The sequence below is a fragment of the Consotaella aegiceratis genome, assembly GCF_036541425.1.
Classification (GTDB): domain Bacteria; phylum Pseudomonadota; class Alphaproteobacteria; order Rhizobiales; family Rhizobiaceae; genus Consotaella; species Consotaella aegiceratis.
Map to the genome: position 1 here is coordinate 261,728 of NZ_JAZHFT010000003.1, position 24,214 is coordinate 285,941.

General features: G+C 65.2%; 23 protein-coding genes. 15 read left to right on the top strand and 8 right to left on the bottom strand.

Translation table 11 applies throughout. The features are described from left to right. Window positions 1-44: 44 nt before the first annotated feature. Window positions 45-956 (bottom strand): LysR substrate-binding domain-containing protein, encoded by a 912-nt coding sequence (locus SMD10_RS04325; protein ID WP_331684416.1) that lies wholly within the window; start codon window positions 954-956, stop codon window positions 45-47. 70 nt (window positions 957-1,026) lie between these two features. Between SMD10_RS04325 and SMD10_RS04330 the strand changes: the two genes are divergently transcribed. Next, on the top strand, window positions 1,027-2,079 hold the full coding sequence (locus SMD10_RS04330; protein WP_331684417.1) for a DMT family transporter: 1,053 nt from the start codon (window positions 1,027-1,029) through the stop codon (window positions 2,077-2,079). Here SMD10_RS04330 and SMD10_RS04335 read toward each other — a convergent pair. Continuing rightward, window positions 1,964-2,647: an HAD-IA family hydrolase gene (locus tag SMD10_RS04335; protein WP_331684418.1), complete on the bottom strand. Its 684-nt coding sequence runs from the start codon at window positions 2,645-2,647 to the stop codon at window positions 1,964-1,966. The two genes, SMD10_RS04330 and SMD10_RS04335, sit on opposite strands and share 116 nt — an antisense overlap. Window positions 2,648-2,954: 307 nt before the next feature. Further along, entirely contained in the window at window positions 2,955-5,027 is a 2,073-nt protein-coding gene (locus SMD10_RS04340) for a methyl-accepting chemotaxis protein (protein ID WP_331684419.1), read from the bottom strand. A gap of 590 nt (window positions 5,028-5,617) precedes the next feature. Between SMD10_RS04340 and nifH the strand changes: the two genes are divergently transcribed. The 14 genes from nifH (at window position 5,618) to nifW (ending at window position 18,934) form a co-directional block, all read left to right on the top strand. Next, on the top strand, window positions 5,618-6,502 hold the full coding sequence (gene nifH / locus SMD10_RS04345) for a nitrogenase iron protein (protein ID WP_331684420.1): 885 nt from the start codon (window positions 5,618-5,620) through the stop codon (window positions 6,500-6,502). 67 nt (window positions 6,503-6,569) lie between these two features. Then, complete coding sequence (gene nifD / locus SMD10_RS04350) at window positions 6,570-8,069, top strand: nitrogenase molybdenum-iron protein alpha chain (protein WP_432757183.1); 1,500 nt, start codon at window positions 6,570-6,572, stop codon at window positions 8,067-8,069. Window positions 8,070-8,188: 119 nt separating this feature from the next. After that, complete coding sequence (gene nifK, locus SMD10_RS04355) at window positions 8,189-9,724, top strand: nitrogenase molybdenum-iron protein subunit beta (protein ID WP_331684422.1); 1,536 nt, start codon at window positions 8,189-8,191, stop codon at window positions 9,722-9,724. Between the two features lie 75 nt (window positions 9,725-9,799). Next, window positions 9,800-11,263 carry a nitrogenase iron-molybdenum cofactor biosynthesis protein NifE gene (gene nifE / locus SMD10_RS04360; RefSeq protein ID WP_331684423.1) on the top strand — a complete coding sequence of 488 codons (1,464 nt, stop codon included), beginning with the start codon at window positions 9,800-9,802 and terminating at the stop codon, window positions 11,261-11,263. Window positions 11,264-11,279: 16 nt separating this feature from the next. Continuing rightward, window positions 11,280-12,674 (top strand): nitrogenase iron-molybdenum cofactor biosynthesis protein NifN, encoded by a 1,395-nt coding sequence (gene nifN, locus SMD10_RS04365; RefSeq protein WP_331684424.1) that lies wholly within the window; start codon window positions 11,280-11,282, stop codon window positions 12,672-12,674. Window positions 12,675-12,687: 13 nt separating this feature from the next. Continuing rightward, window positions 12,688-13,152, top strand: a complete 465-nt coding sequence (gene nifX / locus SMD10_RS04370; protein WP_331684425.1) for a nitrogen fixation protein NifX — start codon at window positions 12,688-12,690, stop codon at window positions 13,150-13,152. Next, window positions 13,149-13,622 carry a NifX-associated nitrogen fixation protein gene (locus SMD10_RS04375; RefSeq protein WP_432757176.1) on the top strand — a complete coding sequence of 158 codons (474 nt, stop codon included), beginning with the start codon at window positions 13,149-13,151 and terminating at the stop codon, window positions 13,620-13,622. The genes nifX and SMD10_RS04375 overlap by 4 nt, the downstream gene beginning before the upstream one ends. Window positions 13,623-13,756: 134 nt before the next feature. Next, window positions 13,757-14,044 carry a ferredoxin III, nif-specific gene (fdxB, locus tag SMD10_RS04380; protein WP_331684462.1) on the top strand — a complete coding sequence of 96 codons (288 nt, stop codon included), beginning with the start codon at window positions 13,757-13,759 and terminating at the stop codon, window positions 14,042-14,044. Beyond that, window positions 14,028-14,624 carry a nitrogen fixation protein NifQ gene (locus tag SMD10_RS04385; RefSeq protein ID WP_331684426.1) on the top strand — a complete coding sequence of 199 codons (597 nt, stop codon included), beginning with the start codon at window positions 14,028-14,030 and terminating at the stop codon, window positions 14,622-14,624. Before fdxB ends, SMD10_RS04385 begins: the two co-directional genes overlap by 17 nt. A 236-nt stretch (window positions 14,625-14,860) precedes the next feature. Next, a complete protein-coding gene (locus tag SMD10_RS04390) occupies window positions 14,861-15,181 on the top strand; it encodes a HesB/IscA family protein (RefSeq protein ID WP_331684427.1) in 321 nt (106 codons plus the stop codon). A gap of 18 nt (window positions 15,182-15,199) precedes the next feature. Next, window positions 15,200-16,195: an iron-sulfur cluster assembly scaffold protein gene (locus SMD10_RS04395; RefSeq protein ID WP_331684428.1), complete on the top strand. Its 996-nt coding sequence runs from the start codon at window positions 15,200-15,202 to the stop codon at window positions 16,193-16,195. Between the two features lie 10 nt (window positions 16,196-16,205). After that, window positions 16,206-17,411, top strand: a complete 1,206-nt coding sequence (gene nifS / locus SMD10_RS04400) for a cysteine desulfurase NifS (RefSeq protein ID WP_331684429.1) — start codon at window positions 16,206-16,208, stop codon at window positions 17,409-17,411. 10 nt (window positions 17,412-17,421) lie between these two features. After that, window positions 17,422-18,579, top strand: coding sequence for a homocitrate synthase (gene nifV, locus SMD10_RS04405; RefSeq protein ID WP_331684430.1), 1,158 nt, complete (start codon window positions 17,422-17,424; stop codon window positions 18,577-18,579). A gap of 25 nt (window positions 18,580-18,604) precedes the next feature. After that, the gene (gene nifW / locus SMD10_RS04410) at window positions 18,605-18,934 is read left to right on the top strand and encodes a nitrogenase stabilizing/protective protein NifW (RefSeq protein WP_331684431.1); all 330 of its coding nucleotides are present in this window, start codon (window positions 18,605-18,607) and stop codon (window positions 18,932-18,934) included. A 16-nt stretch (window positions 18,935-18,950) separates the two neighbouring features. On the opposite strand, the gene urtE is transcribed toward nifW, so the two are convergent. The 5 genes from urtE to urtB form a co-directional block, all read right to left on the bottom strand. After that, a complete protein-coding gene (urtE, locus tag SMD10_RS04415; protein ID WP_331684432.1) occupies window positions 18,951-19,646 on the bottom strand; it encodes an urea ABC transporter ATP-binding subunit UrtE in 696 nt (231 codons plus the stop codon). 10 nt (window positions 19,647-19,656) lie between these two features. Further along, complete coding sequence (locus SMD10_RS04420; RefSeq protein ID WP_331684433.1) at window positions 19,657-19,962, bottom strand: hypothetical protein; 306 nt, start codon at window positions 19,960-19,962, stop codon at window positions 19,657-19,659. A 382-nt stretch (window positions 19,963-20,344) separates the two neighbouring features. Continuing rightward, on the bottom strand, window positions 20,345-21,115 hold the full coding sequence (gene urtD / locus SMD10_RS04425) for an urea ABC transporter ATP-binding protein UrtD (protein ID WP_331684434.1): 771 nt from the start codon (window positions 21,113-21,115) through the stop codon (window positions 20,345-20,347). A 4-nt stretch (window positions 21,116-21,119) separates the two neighbouring features. After that, on the bottom strand, window positions 21,120-22,289 hold the full coding sequence (urtC, locus tag SMD10_RS04430; protein ID WP_331684435.1) for an urea ABC transporter permease subunit UrtC: 1,170 nt from the start codon (window positions 22,287-22,289) through the stop codon (window positions 21,120-21,122). A gap of 262 nt (window positions 22,290-22,551) precedes the next feature. Continuing rightward, a complete protein-coding gene (gene urtB / locus SMD10_RS04435) occupies window positions 22,552-24,180 on the bottom strand; it encodes an urea ABC transporter permease subunit UrtB (RefSeq protein WP_331684436.1) in 1,629 nt (542 codons plus the stop codon). Window positions 24,181-24,214: the final 34 nt, after the last annotated feature.

The following is a 24,214-nucleotide window of genomic DNA, read 5'->3' on the forward strand; positions in this document are numbered from 1 at the left end:
ACCCTTTGAGCCAGCGCGGGGCGACGGCGGTACGATCGCTGTCGTCATGTCTCCTCGTCCATCTCGTCGCGCAGCCAGCGAAGCAGCGCGTCGGTCTCGCGATGACCGCCGCGCCGGATGCCGCGAAAGACCGAAAGTTCGGTGGGGCGAAGGGCCGTCTCGGTACACGGACGGATCAGCTTTCCCTCGCCGATCAGGCCGGCCACGGTGCGTCGCCATCCCAGCGCAATGCCCTGGCCGGCGACCGCCGCCTGCAGGACTAGGGGGAAGCTGTCGAAATAGCTCGGGCGGATCGTCGGTGTTTCGTCCAGCCCGATGGCCTCGAACCATTCGGGCCAGTCCAGCCAATCCTGCGGCACGACGCGGTGAGACAGGAGAGGAAAACCGCCCAGATCGGACGGCGGGATCGGCAGCCGCTTGGGCGAGATCACTCCCGGAGCGCAGACCGGAAAGATTTCGTCCGAAGCCGTGAACGCCAAGCGGGCGGACCCGAACGGCCGTCCCGTCGTCTGAATCGCCACGTCGAACGGCTCGGCGGCCTGCGTCAGTGGCGCAAGAGCGCTGATCACGCGAAGTTCGATGTCGGGATGGCGCTCGTGGAACCGCGACAGACGCGGCATCAGCCAATAGAACGCCTCGCAGAGTTGGCAATGCAGAACCAGCCCCCCTGGTCCGGCACCGCCACGCAGCGCCGCCGCCTCGGCGGCGATCTCGGCCAAGGCCGAACTGACGATGCGGCCGAACCGCCGGCCCTCCTCGGTCAGAAACACGGCGCGGTTGCGACGCACGAACAAAGGCGTGTCGAGCTCCGCCTCCAGGGCGGCGATCTGCTTGCTGATCGCTGTCTGTGTTAACCCCAATTCCGCCGCAGCCAGCGTGAAGCTCTCGAGCCGCGCCGCCGCCTCGAAAGGGCGAAGTCGGGAAAGCGCCGGCAAGGAGCGGGACAACGAATTCATTCCTGTAGCTCATGCATGGACGGCAATTTCTCATTTTATGAGGGGATTGCGATCTGATTTCCAAGTCTTCATGGAATGGAAATTTGATCGCTACTGCCGGTTCGGCGACCATGCACGAGGCATCGCCTCGATCGTGCTGGCGGTTTTTCTGCTCTCGCTCTCCGACGCTCTCGTAAAGAGCGCAGGCGATCGGCTCGGACTGGCGCAGATCGTGTTCTTGCGCTCGGCCTTCGCGGTCGTCCTGATCCCGGGCGCGATCGTCCTCGTTCGGGGGGCGGGGCATCCGCGCTTGGGGCTGAAACGACCACTGTGGGTATGGGCGCGCAGCCTCTGCCTGACGGCGATGTGGGGCTGCTATTACGCCGCGCTGCCGTCGATGTCCCTCGCCCTGGCTGCGGCCTGCTACTATACCGCGCCGGTCTGGATGGCGCTGCTGTCGCGAGTCTTTCTCGGCGAGCGTATCGGCGTGTTCGGCTGGATCGCCATCCTGTCGGCGCTGGTTGGCGTGATGCTGGTGGTCGATCCTTGGGCCGCTTCCCTCTCTGCCGTGATCGTCCTGCCTCTGGCGGCGGCGTTCTTCTACGCCGCGGCTGCGATCATCACCTGGAGTCGCTGCAAGGAGGAAGACGCGGCCGCCATGGCGTTCACCCTCAATATCGCTTTGGCGCTGGCGGGAGCCGCCGGCATTACCGGGCTCGCCGTATTCGGGCCGGCGAACGGCGATCGCTTCGTCCTTGCCGTATGGCCCTCGCTGCTCTTGCGCGATTGGCTCCTGGTGGGGCTCCTCGGCGTTCTCCTCTCCGTCATCGCGATTGCCGTCGCCCAGGCTTACCGGCTGACGCCTTCGCCCGTCGTCGGAGTGTTCGACAACGCCTATCTGATTTTCGCCGCGGTCTGGTCCGTGCTGTTCTTCGGCGATAGCCTTTCGCTACAGGAGGGCGCCGGCATGGCCATGATCGCGGTGGGCGCCGCCATCATGGTGCGGCGGCCCCCTGTCGCGGTCGTTATCAGTCCGATGCGAAGACCCGCAGCCGGCCGTCGGCCAGAACCTCGCTCTTCAGCCCGCTATAGTCGCGCAAGGTCGGATGCGACGTCTCCACCGGATGATGGAACGTCGCGGTGATGACGGCGACCTTGGCATGGGCGGCCTCGGCCGCCGCGATGCCGGCCGGCGCGTCCTCGAAGATCAGGCAGTGGTCGGCCGCGACACCGAGCATTTCGGCGCCGCGGAGATAGCAATCCGGGGCGGGCTTGCCTCGGGTGATGTCATCGGCGGTGATCATCCGGTTCGGCACGGGCAGCCCGGCCGCGCCGAGCCTTCGAACGGCGAGGCGGCGCGGTGAGGATGTCACGATCGTCCAGCGGCCGATGGGCAGGCCTGCCAGAAAATCCGCCGCGCCGGCAATCGCCTCGATGCCCTCCACGTCGTGCATCTCGGCCTCGGTGATGGCCTCGGCTTCGACCTGCGGATCGACGCCCGGCAGGCCGAGCTTGCGGATGGTGTCGACGGCCCGGGCGCCATGCATGGTCGGCAGGAACGCCTCGACATCCAGGCCCTGGCGGGCCGCCCAAGCGCCCCAGACGCGTTCGGCCGCCTTGAGCGAGGTGAGGATGGTGCCGTCCATGTCGAACAGGAGGGCGTCGGCGGTTTGATCGAGGGGTTCGGACATGGGGTCGGCGGTGGAATCCATCTGCGAGGAGGCCTGTGTCGTTCCCGCGGAGCGAATCGGTCGGCAGCGCTGGCCGGCGGGTGAAACGGCGGAGATCGAAGTCTCCCGAGCGCGCGATTCTGGATCGCGTCGCTCGGGACGAGTTCCATAGCGCGGAACGCCGGACAGTTAAATGCGGCCTCCGCATATCAGCCGACCCGCCACGACCGGAAGATGGCCCGCCGATTTCCACCGGACGAGCGGCCAAGGGGCTTCCTCGCCCTGGACGATGCCATCCGTCTTGAACGACGTCGCCAAGGCGACGGCCGCCGTCCGTGCCGCGTTGTGCTCAGGCCGCCGAACGGGCCGGCGCGTGTGGCCTGGCGGCCTTGTCGCGGGTGAATGTGAACGTCGCCAATTGCCGGGCCAGGTTTTCGGCCTCCGTCGCCAGCGTATGGATGGCCGCCGTCGACTGCTCGACCATGGCCGCATTTTGCTGCGTCACGACGTCCATCTGAGACATGGCCCGGTCGATGTCTCCGATCGTGTCGGCCTGCTGTGTGGCGGTTGCGACGATCGCTTCCACCTCTCGTTGGACCCGGGCTACTCGCTCGACGATGCCCTCGATCGAATCGTTGGCTTTTCCGGCAAGCGCGACGCCATGGTCGACCTCTTGAAGGGAGCGCTCGATCAATCTCTTGATCTCCTGCGCGGCATTGGCCGAGCGCTGGGCAAGCGCGCGAACTTCCTGGGCGACCACAGCGAAGCCCTTGCCGGCTTCGCCCGCCCGCGCTGCCTCCACCCCGGCGTTGAGTGCCAGAAGATTGGTCTGGAACGCGATCTCGTCGATCACGCTGCTGATGGTGCTGATCTCCCGGGAGGACTCGGAAATCTGTTCGATCGCGGCCGCGCTCTCGCGTACGATTCCGGAGGAGGTGTCGGCAAATCTCGACATTTCCGTCACCAGATCCTTGGCGCTGCCCGCGCGTTTGGAGGTCGTTCCAATGCCCCCCGCGACTTCACCCAGGGCGGCCGCTGTTTCCTCCAGAGACGAGGCCTGGTGCTCGGTGCGTCCCGCCAGATCGTCGCTGGCGCTCCGCAGTTCCTGGACGCCCTGGCGCACGACTTGGGTGACCGTGGTGACCGATGCAAGCGTCTTGTCCAAGGTCTCGACGGCGTTGTTGAAGGTCGTGCGAACCGTGTCCATGTCGGCGGTGAAGGGGGCGGTGATGCGGACGCCGACATTTCCCTTCGCCAACGCGTCGAGGGCGTTGCCCAGGGCAGCCAGGGCCTGTTCGACCGTGGCCGCTTTTTCCATGCGCTCGGCCGCCGCCGCGGCGCGGTCGCTTTCCCGCTCCTGTGCGTGGCGCCGTTCCTCGTCGCGCTGAGCCTCGGCCTTGTCACGGGTGATGTCGACGAAGCGATGGACGGCGCGGGCCATCTGGCCGATTTCGTCCTTCCGCTCGACGTCGACGAGGTGCATGTCGACGACGCCTTCGGCGAGCTTGCGCATGGACAGGGCGAGCGCGCGCAGGGGCCGATTGATCGCGCGACCCAACAGCAACGTTCCAACGACCGTCGTGGCCAAGGCGAGGCCATTGAGAACCAAAAGCTTCAGGAAGTGCGACCATTGCTCGTCCGCGAAATCGCGGGCCATCGTTTGGATTACGCCGAGTTCCTCGTCCTCGATCGCCTTCAACTCGTCGATCAGACGGCTCGACACCGAGAACCACTCCGCACTGTCAATCTGACCGAGATCGGTATCGACGCCGTTCCTGGTCATTTCGCCGCGTATCGCCGTGATCCTGTCCTGGCCGGCACTTGCCAGGCGCTTTTCGAAAGCGCTCTTCATCTGGGGCGATAGGGCCGCCTTGTACCGATCGAGAAGGATGGTCTGAGAGCCGGCGAGGGCGAGGAACGGCGAGAACGCCGGCGGATCGAAGCGCCCTCGGGCAATCATGCCGGCGCCGAGCCCACGCTCCTGGCCGGCATATTCCTTGGCGAGAAGCAATTCCTCGTAGGAGAGAAGGCGGGCCGCCAGATGGTACTCGCTGCTGGTCCTCATCATCGTATCCACCAGGTTGGTGATCCGCGTGATGGTGTTGACGTAGAATTCGAAGGTCGCCCGCGGCGCCGCCCGCAAGGCGTCGATCTCGGCGCGCATCCCGGCGAGCTTCGTGAGACTGTCGCGCGCCTGTTCCGACAATTCCGAGATGGCGGGCGTGACCAGCAAGCCTTCGAGAGCGGTCTCGTAGGCCGCGATGTTCTCGTCGGTGGCTCGGCGTGCCTCGACCATCCCGTCCTTCATCAGCGCACCGCGCGAATTGACGAATCCGGCGGTCGTGCCGCGTTCGACCTGCAGCGTGTGGATCAGGTCGGCCGCCTTCTGGATGGCGGCGGTGGACTCGACCAGACGCGCCATCTCGGAATAGGCGACGTACGCTTGGTCGATTTTCGACTGCGCAAGGTAAGCCGCCAATATGAGAGGGAGGGCAACGGCTGCCATGAGTTTGTAGACAAACGGAATGTCTGAAATCCGCATGTTCGAGCCCTGTGTCCGCCAATTCGATCTTGAAGAAAATATGTATTTCTTCCTGATTTTTCACATAATTACATAAAGGAAAAAAGTTTAAATTGCGTCATAAAGTGTAATATGGACTATATATTTATAGTTCCATAAATTATGCTTTCTTTGGTTGACGCCTATCCGGGGCGGGCCGCTCGTGACGCCGGCTTTCGGTGAGGCGGGCCGCCTGCATGTCATGCCGTGGTCGTCGCGTCTGACATTTCCTGGAATTGTTCGACTTTGTCGGTGTTTGTCGGCTTCGTCACACGAGACGGAGCGCCGGTCGCGAGTGTCGTGTCTTCGTTAAGATCATGAAAACAAACAACTAAAAAATCCGAACGCAGTTGGCACGCTTCCTGCAAGTCCCTGGTCAGAGACCGGCGGCGACGCCCTTCTCATGGAATTTGTACCCAGTGCAACGAACCACCGGCAAAGGACAATTCGTTATGAGCGCACTTCGTCAGATCGCTTTTTACGGCAAGGGTGGCATCGGCAAGTCGACCACCTCGCAAAACACGCTCGCCGCCCTGGTCGAGCTCGGGCAGAAAATCCTCATCGTCGGCTGCGACCCCAAGGCCGACTCCACCCGCCTGATCCTCAACGCGAAGGCCCAGGACACGGTTCTCCACCTCGCCGCCGAGATGGGCTCGGTCGAGGATCTGGAACTCGAGGATGTTCTGAAGATTGGCTACAAGGACATCAAGTGTGTCGAGTCCGGCGGCCCTGAGCCCGGCGTCGGCTGCGCCGGCCGCGGCGTCATCACCGCCATCAACTTCCTGGAAGAGAACGGCGCCTACGAGGATGTCGACTATGTCTCCTACGACGTGCTCGGCGACGTCGTGTGTGGTGGCTTCGCCATGCCGATCCGCGAGAACAAGGCGCAGGAAATCTACATCGTCATGTCCGGCGAGATGATGGCGCTCTATGCCGCCAACAACATCTCCAAGGGCATCCTGAAATACGCCAATTCCGGCGGCGTGCGCCTGGGCGGGCTGATCTGCAACGAGCGTCAGACCGATCAGGAACTGGAGCTGGCCGAAGCGATGGCCGCCAAGCTCGGCTCCAAGCTGATCCACTTCGTGCCGCGCGACAACATCGTCCAACACGCCGAGCTGCGTCGCCAGACGGTGCTGCAGTATGCGCCGGACTCCAAGCAGGCCGACGAGTACCGCCAGCTCGCCAACAAGATCCACGCGAACTCCGGGCAGGGCGTCGTCCCAACCCCGATCACCATGGAAGAGCTGGAGCAGATGCTGATGGATTTCGGCATCATGCAGTCCGAAGAGGATCGGCTCGCCGCCATCGCCAAAGCCGAGGCCGCGACCGCGTAACCGCACGGTGGAGCCGGCCTCCCGGCCGGCTCGCATCCCCTTTCTTCAAAGGAGCCGATCCATGCCTATGGATACCTTGCTGACCGATGCGGAGCTGCGCGAGCAGCTCATCGAGGACGTGCTGACCGCCTATCCCGACAAGGCGAAGAAGAAGCGCGCCAAGCACCTGGCCGTCGCCAAGGCGGCGCCGGAGGGCGAGACCGAAATCGCCTCCAAGTGCGACAGCGTGAAGTCGAACATCAAGTCGCTGCCCGGTGTCATGACGATCCGCGGCTGTGCCTATGCCGGCTCGAAGGGCGTGGTGTGGGGCCCGGTCAAGGACATGGTCCACATCAGCCACGGCCCCGTGGGCTGCGGCCAATATTCCTGGTCGCAGCGGCGCAACTACTACACCGGCACGACGGGCATCGATTCCTTCGTGACGATGCAGTTCACCACCGATTTCCAGGAAAAGGACATCGTCTTCGGCGGCGACAAGAAGCTCGCCAAGGTAATCGACGAGATCGCCGAGCTGTTTCCGCTCGCCAACGGCATCTCGGTCCAGTCCGAATGCCCGATCGGCCTGATCGGCGACGACATCGAGGCGGTGTCGCGCAACAAGTCGAAGGAGATCGACAAGACCATCGTCCCGGTCCGGTGCGAGGGCTTTCGCGGCGTCTCGCAGTCGCTCGGCCACCACATCGCCAACGATGCGATCCGCGACTGGGTTCTCGACAAGGGCAAGGAAGACGCCGGCTACGAGCCCGGACCGTATGACGTGAGCGTCATCGGTGACTACAACATCGGCGGCGATGCCTGGGCGAGCCGTATGCTGCTCGAAGAGATGGGTCTGCGCGTGGTCGGCAACTGGTCGGGCGACGCCACTCTCGCCGAGTTGGAGCGTGCCCCGCGGGCCAGGCTCAACCTCATCCACTGCTACCGGTCGATGAACTACATCTGCCGCTACATGGAAGAGACCTACGGCGTGCCGTGGATGGAGTACAACTTCTTCGGGCCCACCCAGATCGCCGCGTCGCTGCGCGCCATCGCCAAGAACTTCGACGAGACGATCCAGGACAACGCCGAAAAGGTGATCGCCAAGTATCAGCCGCTTGTCGATGCGGTGATCGCCAAGTACCGCCCGCGCCTCGAAGGCAAGTCGGTGATGCTCTATGTCGGTGGCCTGCGCCCGCGCCACGTGGTGACGGCCTATGACGATCTCGGCATGGTGATCGCCGGCACAGGCTACGAGTTCGCCCACTCCGACGACTACAAGCGCACCGGCCACTACGTCAAAGAAGGCACGCTGATCTACGACGACGTAACCGGCTACGAGCTGGAGAAGTTCATCGAGCGGATTCGCCCGGATCTCGTCGGCTCCGGCATCAAGGAAAAGTACCCGGTGCAGAAGATGGGCATTCCGTTCCGTCAGATGCACTCCTGGGACTATTCGGGCCCCTATCACGGCTATGACGGCTTCGCCATCTTCGCCCGTGACATGGATCTGGCGATCAACAATCCGGTCTGGAACCTGTTCAAGGCGCCTTGGGAAGCCCAGCCGGAAGCGGCCGAAGACGTCGCTGCCTGACATTTCGATCCCAGGGGCGGCGGGTCTGCCGGCCGCCCCGTCAGACGACCTCTTTATCCACCGATCAACTCTCAGCGCGCGTCCCGTAAGGCGGACGGCCAGGAGAAGGATGAGACGAGATGCCCCAGTCAGCCGAGAAGGTCCTGGATCACGGCCCGCTCTTCAAAGAGCCTGAATACCAGGAGATGCTGAAGAACAAGAAGACTGCGTTCGAGAACGGCCATTCCGACGAAAAGATCGTGGAGATCGCCGACTGGACGAAGTCGTGGGAGTATCGGGAGAAGAACCTGGCGCGGGAATCGCTCTGCGTGAACCCCGCCAAGGCCTGCCAGCCGCTCGGCGCCGTGTTTGCGGCGGCCGGCTACGAGCAGACCCTGTCGTTCATCCACGGCAGCCAGGGCTGTGCGGCCTACTACCGATCGCATCTGTCGCGCCACTTCAAGGAGCCGGCCTCGGCGGTCTCCTCCTCGATGACCGAGGACGCGGCGGTGTTCGGCGGTCTCAACAACATGATCGACGGGCTGGCCAACGCCCATTCACTCTATTCGCCGAAGATGATCGCCGTCTCCACCACCTGCATGGCGGAGGTCATCGGCGACGACCTGAACTCCTTCATCATCAAGGCGAAGGAACAGGGCTCCGTCCCGGCCGACTTCGACGTTCCGCACGCCCACACGCCGGCCTTCGTCGGCAGCCATGTGGACGGCTACGACAACATGCAGAAGGGCATCCTGGAGCACTTCTGGCGGAACACCGAGCGCACCCCCGGCGAAGGCCTGAACATCATTCCGGGCTTCGACGGCTACGCGGTCGGCAACATCCGCGAACTCAACCGGATGCTCGACCTGATGGGCGTCGAGGCGACAGTTCTGGGCGACGTTTCGGACGTCTACGACACCCCCTCGGACGGCGAGTTCCGCATGTACGACGGCGGCACCACGCTCGAGGAGGTGAAGGCCGGCCTCAACGCCAAGACCACGCTGTCGATGCAGGAATACTGCAGCCGCAAGACGCTGGAATTCTGCCGGGAGATGGGCCAGGAGACCGCCGCTCTGCACTATCCCATGGGCGTGCAGGGCACCGACGAGTTCCTGATGAAGGTCACCGAGATCACCGGCAAGACGATCCCGGACAGCTTGAAGCTGGAGCGCGGCCGCCTGGTCGACGCCATGGCCGACAGCCAGTCCTACCTGCACGGCAAGACTTACGCGATCTACGGCGATCCGGACTTCGTCTACTCGATGGCCCGTTTCGTGCTGGAGACCGGCGGCGAGCCGCGCCACTGCCTGGCCACCAACGGCAGCAAGAAGTGGGCGAAGCAGATGCAGGCGCTGTTCGACTCCTCGCCCTTCGGCAAGGATTGCCAGGTCTGGGCCGGCAAGGATCTGTGGCATCTGCGCTCGCTGATGGCCACCGAGCCCGTCGATCTTCTGATCGGCAACTCGCACGGCAAGTATCTGGAGCGCGATCTCGGCGTGCCGCTGATCCGGCTGACCTTCCCGATCTTCGACCGGCATCACCACCACCGCTTCCCGACCTGGGGCTATCAGGGCGCGATCAACGTCCTGGTGAAGATCCTCGACACGATCTTCGACAAGCTCGACACCGAGTCGGGCACGGTGGGCGGCGACATCTCGTTCGACCTCACCCGCTGACGGTCTTCGCTCCCGGCCGGCCTCGCGCCGGTCGGGCCGCATCCTCGAATTGTCAAGCGATCTGGAGATCCCACGATGGCTGAAGCGCTGAAGGTCCGTGTCGAAGCCGCGTTCAACGAACCGGCGTGCGGCGTCAACCAAGCCAAGAGCGAAACCCAGCGCAAGAAGGGCTGCTCCAAGGCCCTGACACCGGGCGCCGCCGCCGGCGGGTGCGCCTTCGACGGGGCCATGATCGCTCTGCAGCCGATCGTCGACGTCGCCCATCTGGTCCATGCGCCGCTCGCCTGCTCCGGCATGAGCTGGGACAATCGCAGTTCGGCCTCCTCGGGCTCGACGCTCTATCGTACCGGCTTCACCACCGACCTGTCGGAACTCGACATCGTCATGGGCCATGGCGAGAAGAAGCTCTTCCGCGCCATCCGCGAGATCATCGAAAAGCACAGCCCGCCGGCGGTCTTCGTCTATGCGACCTGTGTGTCGTCGCTGGTCGGCGACGACATCGAGGCGGTGTGCAAGGCGGCGGCGGAAAAGTTCGGCACGCCGGTCATCCCGATCAACGCGCCGGGCTTCGTCGGCTCCAAGAATCTCGGCAACAAGCTCGGCGGCCAGGCGCTGTTCGAGCATGTGATCGGCACGATCGAGCCCGAGACGACGACGCCGACCGACATCAACATCATCGGAGACTACAATCTGTCCGGCGAGCTGTGGCAGGTGAAGCCTCTTCTCGACAAGCTCGGCATTCGCGTCCTGGGCTCGGTCTCGGGCGACGCGCGCTACCGTCAGGTGGCGATGGCGCACCGTGCCAAGGTGACGATGCTGATCTGCTCCAAGGCATTGATCGCGCTCGCCCGCGAACTGGAAGAGCGTTGGGGCATCCCCTGGTTCGAAGGCTCGTTCTACGGCATTTCCGATACCTCCCAGGCGCTGCGCACGCTGTGCCGGATGCTGGTGGAGCGCGGCGCCGCGCCCGACCTGATCGACCGTTGCGAAACCTTGATTTCCGAGGAGGAGGCCAAGGCCTGGGCGGCGCTGGAGCCCTATCGGCCCAGCGTCGCCGGCCGGCGGGTGCTGCTCTACACCGGCGGCCACAAGAGCTGGTCGGTGGTCTCGGCGCTCCAGGAACTGGGCATGGAGGTGATCGGCACCTCGATGCGCAAGGCAACCGACGGCGACAAGGCGCGCGTCAAGGCGATCATGGGCGACGAGACGCATATGTTCGAGAACATGGCGCCGAAGGAGATGTACCGCGTCCTGAAGAACGCCGAGGCCGACGTGTTGATGTCGGGCGGGCGCAGCCAGTTCGTGGCGCTCAAGGCAAAAACGCCTTGGATCGACGTCAACCAGGAGAAGCACGAGCCCTATGCCGGCTATGTCGGCATGGTCGAGTTGGTGCGCGCCATCGACCGCTCGGTCAACAATCCGATGTGGAACGAGTTGCGGGCGCCGGCCCCCTGGGAAATACAGCCTGCCGCCGAGGCCACGCCGGGTCCTGCCCTGGCCGTGGTCAAGGGCGACGCCACCGATTTCGAGGATTGTTGAGGGAGGCCCCACGACCATGGCCCGTATCGTCTACCCGCGCCGCGCGCTATCGACCAATCCACTGAAGCAGAGCGCGCCTCTGGGCGCGGCTCTCGCCTATCTCGGTATCGAAGGCGCCGTGCCGCTGTTCCACGGCAGCCAAGGTTGCACGGCCTTCGCGCTGGTCAGCCTGGTGCGCCACTTCAAGGAAGCGGTACCGCTGCAGACCACGGCGATGAACGAGGTCTCGACCATTCTCGGCGGCGCCGATCAGGTCGAGGAAGCGATCGGCAACCTGAAAAAGAAGAATGATCCGAAGTTCATCGGCATCGCGTCGACGGCGCTCACCGAAACGCGTGGCGAGGACGTGGCCGGCGATCTCAAGGCAATGCGCGCGCGCCGGCCGGATCTCGCCGACACCGCGATCGTCTATGCCTCGACGCCGGACTTTTCCGGCGGGCTGGAAGAGGGCTGGGCGAAGGCCGTGCAGGCGATCGTAGAAGAGCTGGTGCCCGATACCGGCGGGCGGCGCCTGGAGGCCGATCCGCGACAGGTGACGCTGCTCGCCGCCAGCTACATGACGCCGGCCGATATCGAGGCGCTGGTCGATCTCATCCGCGCCTTCGGGCTGGAACCCATCGTGCTTCCCGACATCTCGACCTCGCTCGACGGTCATGTGGCCGATGCATGGTCTGGCACGTCGCTGGGCGGCACCCGCCTCGACGATATCGCCAGGCTCGGCCGCAGCGTTGCGACGCTGGTCGTCGGGCGCAGCCTGATCGGAGCGGCCGAGGCGATCGAGCGGCGGACGGGGGTTCCGTTCCGGGTGTTTTCCGCGGTGACCGGCCTCAAATGCGTCGATTCCCTCGTCGCGGAGCTGATGAGGCTCGCCGGTGCGAACGATGCGCCGACGGTGGTCAAGCGCGATCGCTCGCGTCTCGTCGACGCGTCGCTGGACGCGCATTTCCATATCGGCGGTCGCAAGGTTGCGATCGGCGCCGACCCGGACCTCCTGTTCGCGCTCAGCCAGACGCTGACCTCGATGGGCGCCGACATCGTCGCCGCCGTCTCGACCGCCTCGTCGAACACGGTGATCGAGAAGGTGCTGGCGGACGAGGTGGCGATCGCCGATCTCGGCGAGCTGGCCGAACGCGCCGAACGCGCCGAAGCGGAGCTCCTGATCACCCACAGCCACGGCCGGCAGATGGCCGAGCGATTGGCCTTGCCGCTGATCCGCGCCGGCTTCCCGATCTTCGACCGGCTCGGTGTGCAGGATGTCTGCCGCGTCGGCTACCGCGGCACGCGCGCCTTCCTCTACGAAGTCGCCAACGCCGTCCAGGCCCATCATCACAGCCCGCAACCGCACGATTTCGGCGCCGCGCCGATCGGTCAGGAGTTCGATCATGCACGCCCGCAGACTGCGTCTCATTGAAACGGAGGTCCCCATGAGCGACGCGCCGGCGCACGCCGCGTCCAAGCCGCTGAAGATCGCGATCGCCACCAACGACCTCGAAAACCTCAACGCGCATTTCGGTTCTGCCAAGAAGGTCGCCCTCTACGAGGTGACGGCGAACGATTCCCACCTCGTCGAGGTGGTCGAGTTCGATCAGGTGACGGAGCAGGCGGGGGCCCACAACGATACCGAGGACCGCATCACGCCGAAGGTCGATGCGCTAGCGGGCTCGGTGTTGCTTTTCGTGCTCGCCATCGGCGGTCCCTCGGCCGCCAAGGTGGTGCGGGCCGGCATCCACCCGGTCAAGGTGAAGGAGGCGGAGCCCATTCCTGCCGTCATCGAGCGGGTTCAGACCATGCTGAAGAGCGCGCCGCCGCCCTGGCTGCGCAAGATCCTGGGGCAGGCGCCCGAGCGCCCGAGCTTCATGGACGACGACGAGGAGGAAACGATCCAATGAGCGCTCTGGTCGAAGCCGATCCCCGCGGCGGCGTGATGCCCGACAGCGCCTTTCTGACCCAACTCGTCCAGGTGGTTCGGGCGGAGGACAGCTACGGCGCCTGGGAGGACAAGTCGGACGCCGAGCTGCTGGCGGAATACATCGTGACCAAAGACGAGCGCCGCGACATCCCGATCATGGGCGATCCCGAACCCGAGACGCTGTGGCGGCTCGAAAAGTTCTATGCGGCGGTCGGTCTCCTGATCGAGAAGAAGACCGGATGCATGGCGGGCCCGATGATGAAGATGCATCACGAAGGCTTCGGCCGCATCGTGCTGATCGCCGGCAGGCTCGTGGTGCTGTCCAAGCATCTGAGAGACGTGCACCGCTTCGGATTCGAAAGCTTTCAGAAACTGGCCGAGGCGGGCGACAAGCTGACTGCGGACGCGGTTTCGACGATCGAGACCTTCCCCGACGCCGCCCGGGCCTGAGACGCCGTTTGTCGTCCTCATTCGACGCCGGACTGGCCCGCATCTTGCAAGAAACCGGTTAGAGCAATTCCACGAGCGGCGCCGAATGGCCCTTTTGTCGGAATTGCGACAGGCAAGGAGCCGAAACGATGTTAGTGCAAGCCTTAACCCGCGACGGAACGCCCTTTACGCCGACCTATCTCGAGGGCATCGACACGGTGAAATGCATCGGCTGCGGCCGCTGCTTCAAGGTCTGCGGCCAGGAGGTCATGACCTTGCGCGGTGTCGACGAGGACGGCGAGTTCGTCGACATCGAGGATGAGGACGACGACGAGTTCGAGCGCAAGGTGATGGTGGTCGCCAATGCCGGTGCCTGCATCGGCTGCGGAGCCTGTGCCCGCGTCTGCACCAAAGGATGCCAGAGCCATGCTGCGGCTGGTTGAGATGGAGGAGGGCGGTCCGGGTGTGGTGCCGGCGCCTCGCCCCACGCGGACGAGGCCGGGCACCAGCGAGGACGACCAGCGCGACTTCGCCTGCATGCTGGCGATCGCCTTGGCCGAGCGCGACGCCGGGCTGGGCTCGCTGCCGGATCGCCTCGGACTCGATCGGGCGAGCTTCAACGCGCTGGCTGCGGCCTATTTCCCGGACCGGGATCTGCCCGATCTCGACGTGGAGCGCGCCGATCCGCCGGCCGATCAGACCTCCCTGGCGCTTTTGATGCGCTGGCGCGGCGGGGCGAATTCGCGCGAAAGCGTCTGGTTTTCCGACATCCTGGCGCGCCGTGCCATGGAGCCCCGCCATCTCTGGGAAGACCTCGGACTGCCGGAGCGTCCACGCCTGACCGCCCTGATGAAGCGACGGTTCCCGCGCCTCGTGCAGTTGAACAATCAGAACATGCGCTGGAAGAAGTTCTTCTATCGCCAGATCTGTGCGGATGCGGCGTTTTCGCTGTGCCTCGCGCCAAGCTGCGATGAATGCGCGGACAAGCCGATCTGCTTCGCGCCGTCCGACGATCCCTCCTGACCGCGGCGCTGTCCTCCCCGGCGCCGTGCTTCTGGGCCCCGAGCCTTGCGGCTTGCGGGCCTTTTTTTGTCATGTTGTAACGGGACGCGTCGTGTCGCGAACCCGTCATTGTCGCAATCGTCACGCGGTTCGGGCGCGGCGAAAATAATCCAAGATATTGAAATATATCATATAAATGATTTGGCACGCCGGTTGCTTGGCCTGATGCGGAACCACATCGCTTTGGAGGCACCGACATGTTGGCATTGACCGAAAACGCCCGCGACGCCATCCGCGGCGCGATCGAGGGAGCGGGGCGGCCCGTTGCCGGCCTGAGGATCATGGTTCAGGGCGGCGGTTGCGCGGGCCTGCAATATGGCATGGCGCTCGAACTGGACGTCGCCGAGGACGACGAGGTGATCGACTGGGACGGCATCACCCTGCTCCTCGATCCGCAGTCGAGCAGCTATCTGCAGGGGGTCACCGTCGATTTCGTCACGCGCCTCGAAGGCTCAGGCTTCGTCTTCGAAAACCCCAATGCGGTTTCGACCTGCGGCTGCGGCAAGTCCTTCTGCTGACCGGAGGCGCGAGCGCCGATGCTGACCTACTCGGAAGCCGTTCGGGACCACTTCTTCAACCCGCGCAACGCCGGTGCCCTTCTGGCGCCTGACGCGGTCGGCGCGGCGGGGTCGTTGGCTTGCGGCGATGCGCTGAAGCTGATGCTGCGGATCGATCCGGAAACCGCGACGATCGAGGATGCCCGTTTCCAGAGTTTCGGCGGCGGTGCTTCGGTGGCGGCCGGCTCGGTGCTGACCGAGCTGGTGATCGGCCGAACGGTCGAGCAAGCCATGACGATCAGCGAGTGCGAGGTGATCGCCCGGCTCGACGGACTTCCGGCCTCCAGGCTCTACTGCTCCGTCATGGGATGCGAGGCGCTGGCGACGGCGCTGACGGCGTGGAACACCCGAGCGGCGGGCGAGGGACGCACGGCCTCGTCTCGCGACATGCCGCTCTGCGCCTGCTCGACCGTCGGAGAGCGGGCGATCCAGCGGGTGATCCGCAGCCATCGCCTGACGAGCCTCCAGGCGCTGGCCGACCATACGAAGGCGGGCCTCGGCTGCACCGCCTGCCGCGACCGGCTGGAATCACTGCTGGCCGAGGCCAACGCGGCGATGGTGGCCGATGGACTGATCCCGGCCGCTGAGGCTTTCAGGCGTCCAGGGGCGAGCCCCTCGCCGCAGACATCGGGCCGCATGCAGATCGTCGTTCGCCACAATGCGAAACCGCCGGTCCGCCCGATGGGAGCGCCGGGCCTGCCCATCGGCATCGCGCCGCCGATCGAAGGGCCGCGCGATGCCACGCCGGAGGATATTGCCGCCATCGCCGGCGTCATCGACGAGATGCGCCCGGTGTTCAAGGCGGATGGTGGCGACGTGGAGTTCGTCGAATTCGACGGCACGATGGTGCGGGTGCGCCTGACCGGCACCTGCGCCGGATGCCAGATTGCATCGCTGACGCTCGGAGGACTGCGCCAGCGCATCACGCAGATGCTGAACCGGCCGGTTCGCATCATGCCCGTCACCACCATGTGAGGCCGGCGCGATGACCTCGATCTATCTCGACCACAACGCCACCACCCGGACCCATCCGGAGGTCGTGGCGGCGATGCTGCCCTTTTTCACCGAGCAGTTCGGCAATGCCTCCACCCTCTACGGGATGGGCACGGAGTCGGCGCGTGCCCTGCGCCAGGCTCGTCAGGCCGTCGCAGCGCTGATCGGCGCTGAAAAGGAGGAGGAGATCGTCTTCACCTCCGGCGGGTCGGAAAGTAACAACACGGCGATCCGCGCCGGGTTGGCCGCCGACCCGTCGCGGCGCGAGATCGTCACTTCGGCGGTCGAACATCCGGCTGTCCTGCAGCTCTGCGCCTGGCTCGAGGCGCGCGAGGGCATCAAGGTTCACCGCATTCCCGTCGACGGCCACGGCCGCCTCGATATCGAAGCCTATCGCGCGGCACTGTCGCCGAAGACGGCGATCGTCTCGCTGATGTGGGCCAACAACGAAACCGGCACGATCTTTCCGGTCGAAGGGCTGGCCGAGTTGGCGCACGAGGCGGGCGCGCTGTTTCACACCGATGCGGTGCAAGCGGTCGGCAAAGTGCCCGTCACGCTCAAGGGCACCGCGATCGACATGCTCTCGCTGTCCGGACACAAGTTTCACGGGCCGAAAGGTATCGGCGCGCTCTATGTGCGCCGCGGCACCAAATTTCAGCCGCTGATCTTCGGCGGCAAGCAGGAACGCGGCCGGCGCGCTGGCACCGAAAACGTGCCGGGCATCGTCGGTCTCGGCAAGGCGGCCGAACTCACCATGGCGACACTGGTGGAGGACATCGCCGCGATCAAGGTGCTGCGCGATCGCTTCGAGCGGGATGTTCTCGGCGCGGTCGAGCGCTGCTTCGTGGTCGGCGACCCCTATGACCGTCTGCCCAATACGGCGACGATCGCCTTCGATTTCGTGGAAGGCGAGGGGATTCTGCTTCATCTCGACCGCGAAGGCATCGCGGCCTCTTCCGGCTCGGCGTGCACCTCCGGCTCGCTTGAGCCCTCGCATGTGCTGAAGGCGATGGCCGTGCCCTTCACCGCAGCCCATGGCGCGATCCGCTTCTCGCTGGGACGCGAGACCACGGCAACCGAGATCGACCGGGTGACCGAAGCTCTGCCGCCGATCATCGCGCGGCTTCGCGAGATGTCGCCCTTCTGGGAAGAGGACGCCCAGGAAACACCTTCATCCTTTCAGTCGCTTCATGCGTGAGGAGATGTCGATGCCAGCCTTGACCCGCATGACCTATCCCGAGCCCGTCGCACTATGCGACACCACCTTGCGCGATGGGGAACAGACCGCCGGCGTGGCCTTCAATCGGGCCGAGAAGATCGCCATCGCCCGGGCGCTGGACCGCGCCGGTGTCGCCGAGATCGAGGCCGGAATCCCCGCCATGGGTGCCGACGAGATCGCCGACATCCGCGCGATCGCCGCCGTTCTGACCCGGGCCGTGCCCGTCGCTTGGTGCCGTCTGCACCCTCGCGATCTGCAGGCCGCGACGCAGACCGGAGTCGAGCGTCTGCATTTCACGGTTCCTGCGTCGGACGTCCAGCTCAAGGCCAAGCTCGGCGCCGACCGCGATTGGGCGCTGGCCAAGGTCGCGGACCTGATCGTCGAGGCGCGAAGTCAGGGCTTTACGGTTTCGCTGGGCCTGGAGGATGCCTCGCGCGCCGATCCGGCGTTTCTCGTCGAACTCGCGCGGACAGCGAAGGCCGCCGGCGCGATCCGTGTCCGTCTCGCCGACACGCTCGGCATTCTCGACCCATTTGCAACGCACCGCCTCGTGACGACGGTTCACCAAGCGGGCCTGCCCATCGAGTTTCATGCTCATAACGATCTCGGCATGGCGACGGCGAACACGCTGGCCGCAGCAACGGCAGGCGCCGGTCATCTCAGCGTCACCGTCAACGGGCTGGGCGAGCGCGCCGGCAACGCGGCGCTGGAGGAGATCGCCGCGGCGATCGCCTACGCCGGCGGGACGACGGGGATCGACCTGACGGCACTGATGGATCTCTCGGCCCTGGTCGAGCGGGCCTCGGGGCGGCAGCTCCCAGTGTTCAAGCCGATCGTCGGCGAGGCCGTCTTTACCCACGAAGCCGGCATCCATGTCGACGGGCTTCTCAAGGACAAGGCGACCTACGAAGCGCTCCCGCCGGCTCTCTTCGGCCGCCGTCATACCCTCGTCCTCGGTAAGCATTCCGGGCTGGCGGGGCTGCGGCTGGCGTTGGCCGAGGTGGGGCTGCCCGACGATGTCGAGACCGCGAAGACGATGCTCGGCTTGATCCGGACGCAGGTGACGCTCACCAAGGCGACACCCTCGCGGCAGGATCTCGAACGGCTCTACTGGACGGCGTTTTCCGCCGCCCAGGCCGCCGAATAGGTTTCTCTGGCGAAGGAAGACCATCATGACGGACAACGCCCGCAGTTCGGTTCTCGATCAGATCGAGAAGCTCTCGTCGGCAGAGGACTTCTTCCTCTATTTCCTGCTGCCCTACGAGGCCGAGGTCGTGAACGTGTCTCGGCTGCACATCATGCGCCGCATGGGCCAGTATCTCGCGGCCGCCGATTTTTCCGGGATGGGCGACGACGCGATCTTCCTGGAAGCGCGCCGGCTGTTGAAGCGCGCCTATCTCGATTTCATCGAGTCGACACCGGGGAAGGAGAAGCTGTTCAAGGTCTTCAAGACGAGGCCGGGCGGCTTCGTCGGCCTGGGTGACATCGCCGTCGCGCGGTAGATCGCCTTTTGCCCGCCTAGACCGTCAGGTGACGGCGGACGTCTGGGTCGTCCAGGTCCTCGGCCACGCCCTCGAAGACGATCTCGCCGCGATCCATGATGTAGACCTTGTCGGCAAGCTCGCGGCAGAAGTCGAGATACTGTTCGACCAGCAGGATCGCGAGGCCCGACTGCTCCTTGAGGTAGCGGATGGCGCGGCCGATGTCCTTGATGATCGAAGGCTGGATGCCTTCGGTCGGCTCGTCGAGCACGAGTAGGCGCGGCCGGGTGACCAAAGCGCGGCCGATCGCCAATTGCTGCTGTTGGCCGCCCGACAGGTCGCCGCCGCGCCGCGACAGCATATCCTTCAGGACCGGAAAGAGGTCGAAGACGTGGTCGGGGATCGAGCGGTCGCCGGTTTTCAGCGGCGCATAGCCGGTTTCGAGATTTTCGCGGACGGTGAGCAGCGGGAAGATTTCCCGACCCTGGGGCACGAAGCCGATGCCGCGCCGGGCCCGTGCATAAGGCGGCTCGCGGCCGAGCGAGGCGCCGTCGAGCGTGATGTCGCCGCGGCGAATGCCGTGCTGACCGACGATCGCCGACAGTAGGCTGGTCTTGCCGACGCCATTGCGGCCGAGAACGCAGGTGATCTGGCCCTCGCCGGCCCCGATCGTGACGTTTCTGAGCGCCTGCGCCGCGCCGTAATAGAGATCGACGTTGGAGACGGTCAGCATCGAACGAGCCTCATAGAGGTTGCGGGCGCACGCTTTGCGGCACGAGCGTATCGCGAAGGAGAAGGAGGGCGCCTCGTTGTTCCGAATTGGCACGGCCGCGACGGTTGATCAGCTTGCTGACGCCCTCGATGAGCTGATCGCATTCGCGCGGGCCAAGAGAACGTTTTAGGAGTGGCGCCAAAGGTCGGATGACGCCCTCGAACTGGTAGGCGTGGCGAGCAGCCCAGCGCGCAAAGGTCAGTGTTTCCGTCGGATCGGGATCATCGGTGACGGTCCGCAGCCAGTCCTCGATCGCGGCCTCGTCATCGTCGGTCATCGGACGGCCGGCTTCGATCGCGGCAACGAGAACGACTGCGGCGGCGGCGCGGGGATCCTCGATCGCGGTCAGGGTGGAATTGTTGGCCATGGCGCGAAAACGGCTTCGGCGATACCTGCCTCGCGCCGTGGCCGCGAAGTCGCCCAAATCGCGCGCTGCGGAATGAACCATCTTGAACCGCCAGTACCAAACGGCTGCGGCGACGAGGAGACCAACGAAAAGACCTATGATGTGCATGAGGATGTCCTGCCGATCGGGTCTGGCGCCGGGTAGTTTGGCCGGGCGAATATCTCATGTCCTTAGCAAATAGGGCGTCGATTGCCACCGGCACTCCTCAATTCTTCCGGCAAGGTCACCTTTGCCGGCCGTTCGGCGTTGTTGTTTATCGCCCCAGATACACCTCGATGACCTTGGGATCGTTGGAAACGTGCTCAATGGTGCCCTCCGAGAGCACCGAGCCTTCGTGCAGGCAGGTCACCTTGACGCCGAGGGCGCGCACGAAGGCCATGTCGTGCTCGACCACCACGACCGAGTGGTGCCGGGCGATATCGCGCAGGAGGCGCGCCGTCTCTTTGGTCTCGGCGTCGGTCATGCCGGCCACCGGCTCGTCTACGAGAAGCAACTCGGGGTCCTGGGCGAGCAGCATGCCGATCTCGAGCCACTGTTTCTGGCCGTGGCTGAGATCCGCGGCAAGGGTCTTGCGTTTGGTAGTCAGACGGGTGGTGGCGAGGATGCGATCGATCTTCTCCCGTTCCTCTTCGGTCTTCTTGTGAAACAGCGCGGCGAAGATCGAGCGAGGTCCGGCAAGCGACAGACGCAGATTGTCCTCCACCGTGTGGCTCTCGAAGACCGTCGGCTTCTGGAACTTGCGGCCGATCCCCATGGAGGCGATGGCCGGTTCGTCGTGGCGGGTAAGATCGACCTCGCCGCGGAAATAGACTTCGCCCGTGTCGGGCCGGGTCTTGCCGGTGATGATGTCCATCATCGTCGTCTTGCCGGCGCCATTGGGGCCGATGATGGCGCGCATCTCGCCCTTTTCGATGACGAGCGAGAGGTTGTTGATCGCCTTGAAGCCGTCGAAGCTCTTGGTGACGCCGTCGAGATAGAGCAGCGTTTCCTGGCGAGGCCTGGTCGCTGGTAGGGTCTCGCTCATCGCTCTACTCCGCCGGCCGTGGGGCCGTTTCCTCGACGTCCACCGGCTCGACCGCTTCGCCGGCTTCCGCCTCGCGTGAGGCGCGCCGGGCACGCAGGGCCGACCACCCCTGGTCGAGGGTGCCGACGATCCCCTTGGGCAGGAACAGGGTGACCAGCACGAACAGGCCGCCGAGCACGAACAGCCAGAACTCGGGCGCGGCGGCCGTGAAATAGCTCTTGCCGAAATTGACCAGGAGCGCGCCGATCACCGGACCGAGCAGCGTGCCGCGGCCGCCGACGGCCGCCCAGACGACGATCTCGATGGAGTTGACCGGCGCGAACTCGCCGGGATTGATGATGCCGACCTGCGGCACGTAGAGGGCGCCGGCGATGCCCGCCATCACCGCCGAGACGGTGAAGGCGAAGAGCTTCACATATTCCGGCCGCCAGCCGATGAAGCGCGTGCGGCTTTCGGCGTCACGCACCGCGATCATCAGCTTGCCGAGCTTGGAGCGGGTGATCGCGCCGACGAGAAGGACGGCGATCGCAAGCGCGATGCAGCTTGCCGCGAACAGGCCGGCGCGTGTCGTGGCCGCCTGGATCGGGAAGCCGAGAATGTCCTTGAAGTCGGTCAGGCCGTTGTTGCCGCCGAAGCCCATGTCGTTACGGAAGAAGGCGAGGAGCAGCGCATAGGTCATCGCCTGGGTGATGATCGACAGATAGACGCCGGTCACGCGCGATCGGAAGGCGAAAAAGCCGAAGACGAAGCCGAGCAGGCCCGGCACGACGAGCACCATCAGCGCGGCGAACCAGAATTGGTCGAACCCAGTCCAGTACCAGGGCAGCTCCTTCCAGTTCAGGAACACCATGAAGTCGGGCAGGACAGGATTGCCATAGACGCCGCGCGAGCCGATCTGGCGCATCAGGTACATGCCCATGGCGTAGCCGCCGAGAGCGAAGAAGGCGCCGTGGCCGAGCGACAGGATGCCGACCGTGCCCCAGACCAGATCGAGGGCGAGGGCGAGCATGGCATAGCAGATGTATTTGCCGAGCAACGGCACCAGATAGGCCGGCACGTGAAGCGGATGCGAAGCCGGCAGCCACAGCGTCGACATCGGCACCAGCACGGCCGCCGCCAGCAGCGCGGCGACCAGGATGAAGACCCGAGGGCCAAGGAAACGCGCGACGATCATCCAGCCGCCTCCGCCGGACGTTCACCGGCTTGCGGGCGAAGTTCGCATGCCTGACTCTGCTCTTGGCGATTGGCGCGATCTCCCCCCTCGTGGGGAAGATGCCTGGCAAGGCAGAGGGGGGGTGATCCCGCCCTATCCGGAGCTGTCCTTGCATTGCGCGGACGCCGTGTCCCCCCCTCCGGGCTGCCGCCCATCTCCGCCACGAGGGGGGAGATCAGCCCATGGCCGCCGCCGGCATCTCGGAATGTCGAGCTTTTTTGCATCATGCCTCTGCGAACCGTCCCTTCTGGGCGAAGAGGCCGCGCGGCCGCTTCTGGATGAAGAGGATGATGAGGACGAGCACGACGATCTTGCCGAGCACCGCGCCGGCGAAGGGCTCCAAAAACTTGTTGAGGACGCCCAGCGTCATGGCGCCGACGAGCGTACCCCACAGATTGCCGACGCCGCCGAAGACAACGACCATGAAGCTATCGATGATGTAGCTCTGGCCGAGGTTGGGCGAGACGTTGTCGATCTGCGACAGGGCCACGCCGGCGATGCCGGCGATGCCGGAGCCGAGCGCGAAGGTCATCGCGTCTACCCACGGCGTGCGGATGCCCATGGCGGACGCCATGCGGCGGTTCTGGGTGACGGCGCGCATCTGCAGCCCCAGCGGCGTCCGGTTGAGAAGGGCGAGCAGCGCGGCGAAGACCACCAGCGAAAAGACGATGATCCAGAGCCTGTTCCAGGTGACCGACATCAGTCCGACATCGAAGGCGCCGGACATCCAGTCCGGATTGCCGACTTGCCGGTTGGTCGGTCCGAAAAGCGAGCGCACGGTCTGCTGGAGGATCAAGGACACGCCGAATGTGGCAAGCAACGTCTCCAGCGGCCGGCCGTAAAGGAAGCGGATCAGCCCGCGCTCCATGACCAGGCCGACCAGGGCCGAGACGAGAAAGGCGAGGGGAAGGGCGATGGCCAGCGACCACTCGAACAGCCATGGGGCGTTGTCGCGGATCGCCTCCTGGACGGCGAAGGTCGTATAGGCGCCGAGCATCACCATCTCGCCATGCGCCATGTTGATGACGCCCATGACGCCGAAGGTGATCGCAAGGCCGATGGCCGCGAGCAGCAGGACCGAGCCGAGCGACAGGCCATACCAGACGTTCTGGGTCTGGTTCCAAAACGCGATGGTGCGCTCGATGCCGGCGATGGCGCTTTGCGCCGCCTTGCGCGCGGCTTCGTCGTCGGTCGAGGCGGCGAAGCGGGTGAGCATGGTCAACGCCTCGCGGTCGCCGCGCTCCTGGAGCACCGAAGCGGCCTCGGCCTTCTCCGACGCCGGCAGGTCGGAGACGAGAACCGCCGCGGCCCGTGCTTCCCGCATGCGCGTGCGCACCGTATCGTCGGTTTCCGCCGCGATGGCGTCGTCGAGCGGGCCGATCATCTCGGGATCGGCTTCGGAGAACAGCGTTTCGGCGGCGCGCTGCCGTTGCGCGGAATTGTCGGAGCGCAGCGTCAGCGAGCCCAGCGCAGCCGTGACCGCGTTGCGGATGGAGTTTTTCACCTTCACTTTCGACAAGTCGTGCTTGTCGGCGGTGCCGACCTCTTCGCCGGTGATCGGATCGAGAAGGGTCAGCGTGTCGCCCCGGCCGGTGGCGATGAAGACGGCCTCGTCGCTTTCGCGCCAATAGAGGTCGCCCTCCCGCAAGGCTCTGAGCGCTCGGGCGACGGCAGGGTCGCCGGTGGCGGCCGCCTCCTGGATCGTCGCCTCGGTCTCGTCGTAGCTGTGCTTGCCGCCGAACTTCTGGATGACGGCCGCCGCATCCCCGTCGGCGGCCGAAGCGGGATGAGCGAGCATGGCAACGACGGCGAAAAGCCAAAGCGTCACGAGACCCTGGAGCAAGCGGAGCATCAAGCGACCCGGATTATGAGAAACGGGCAGGGGA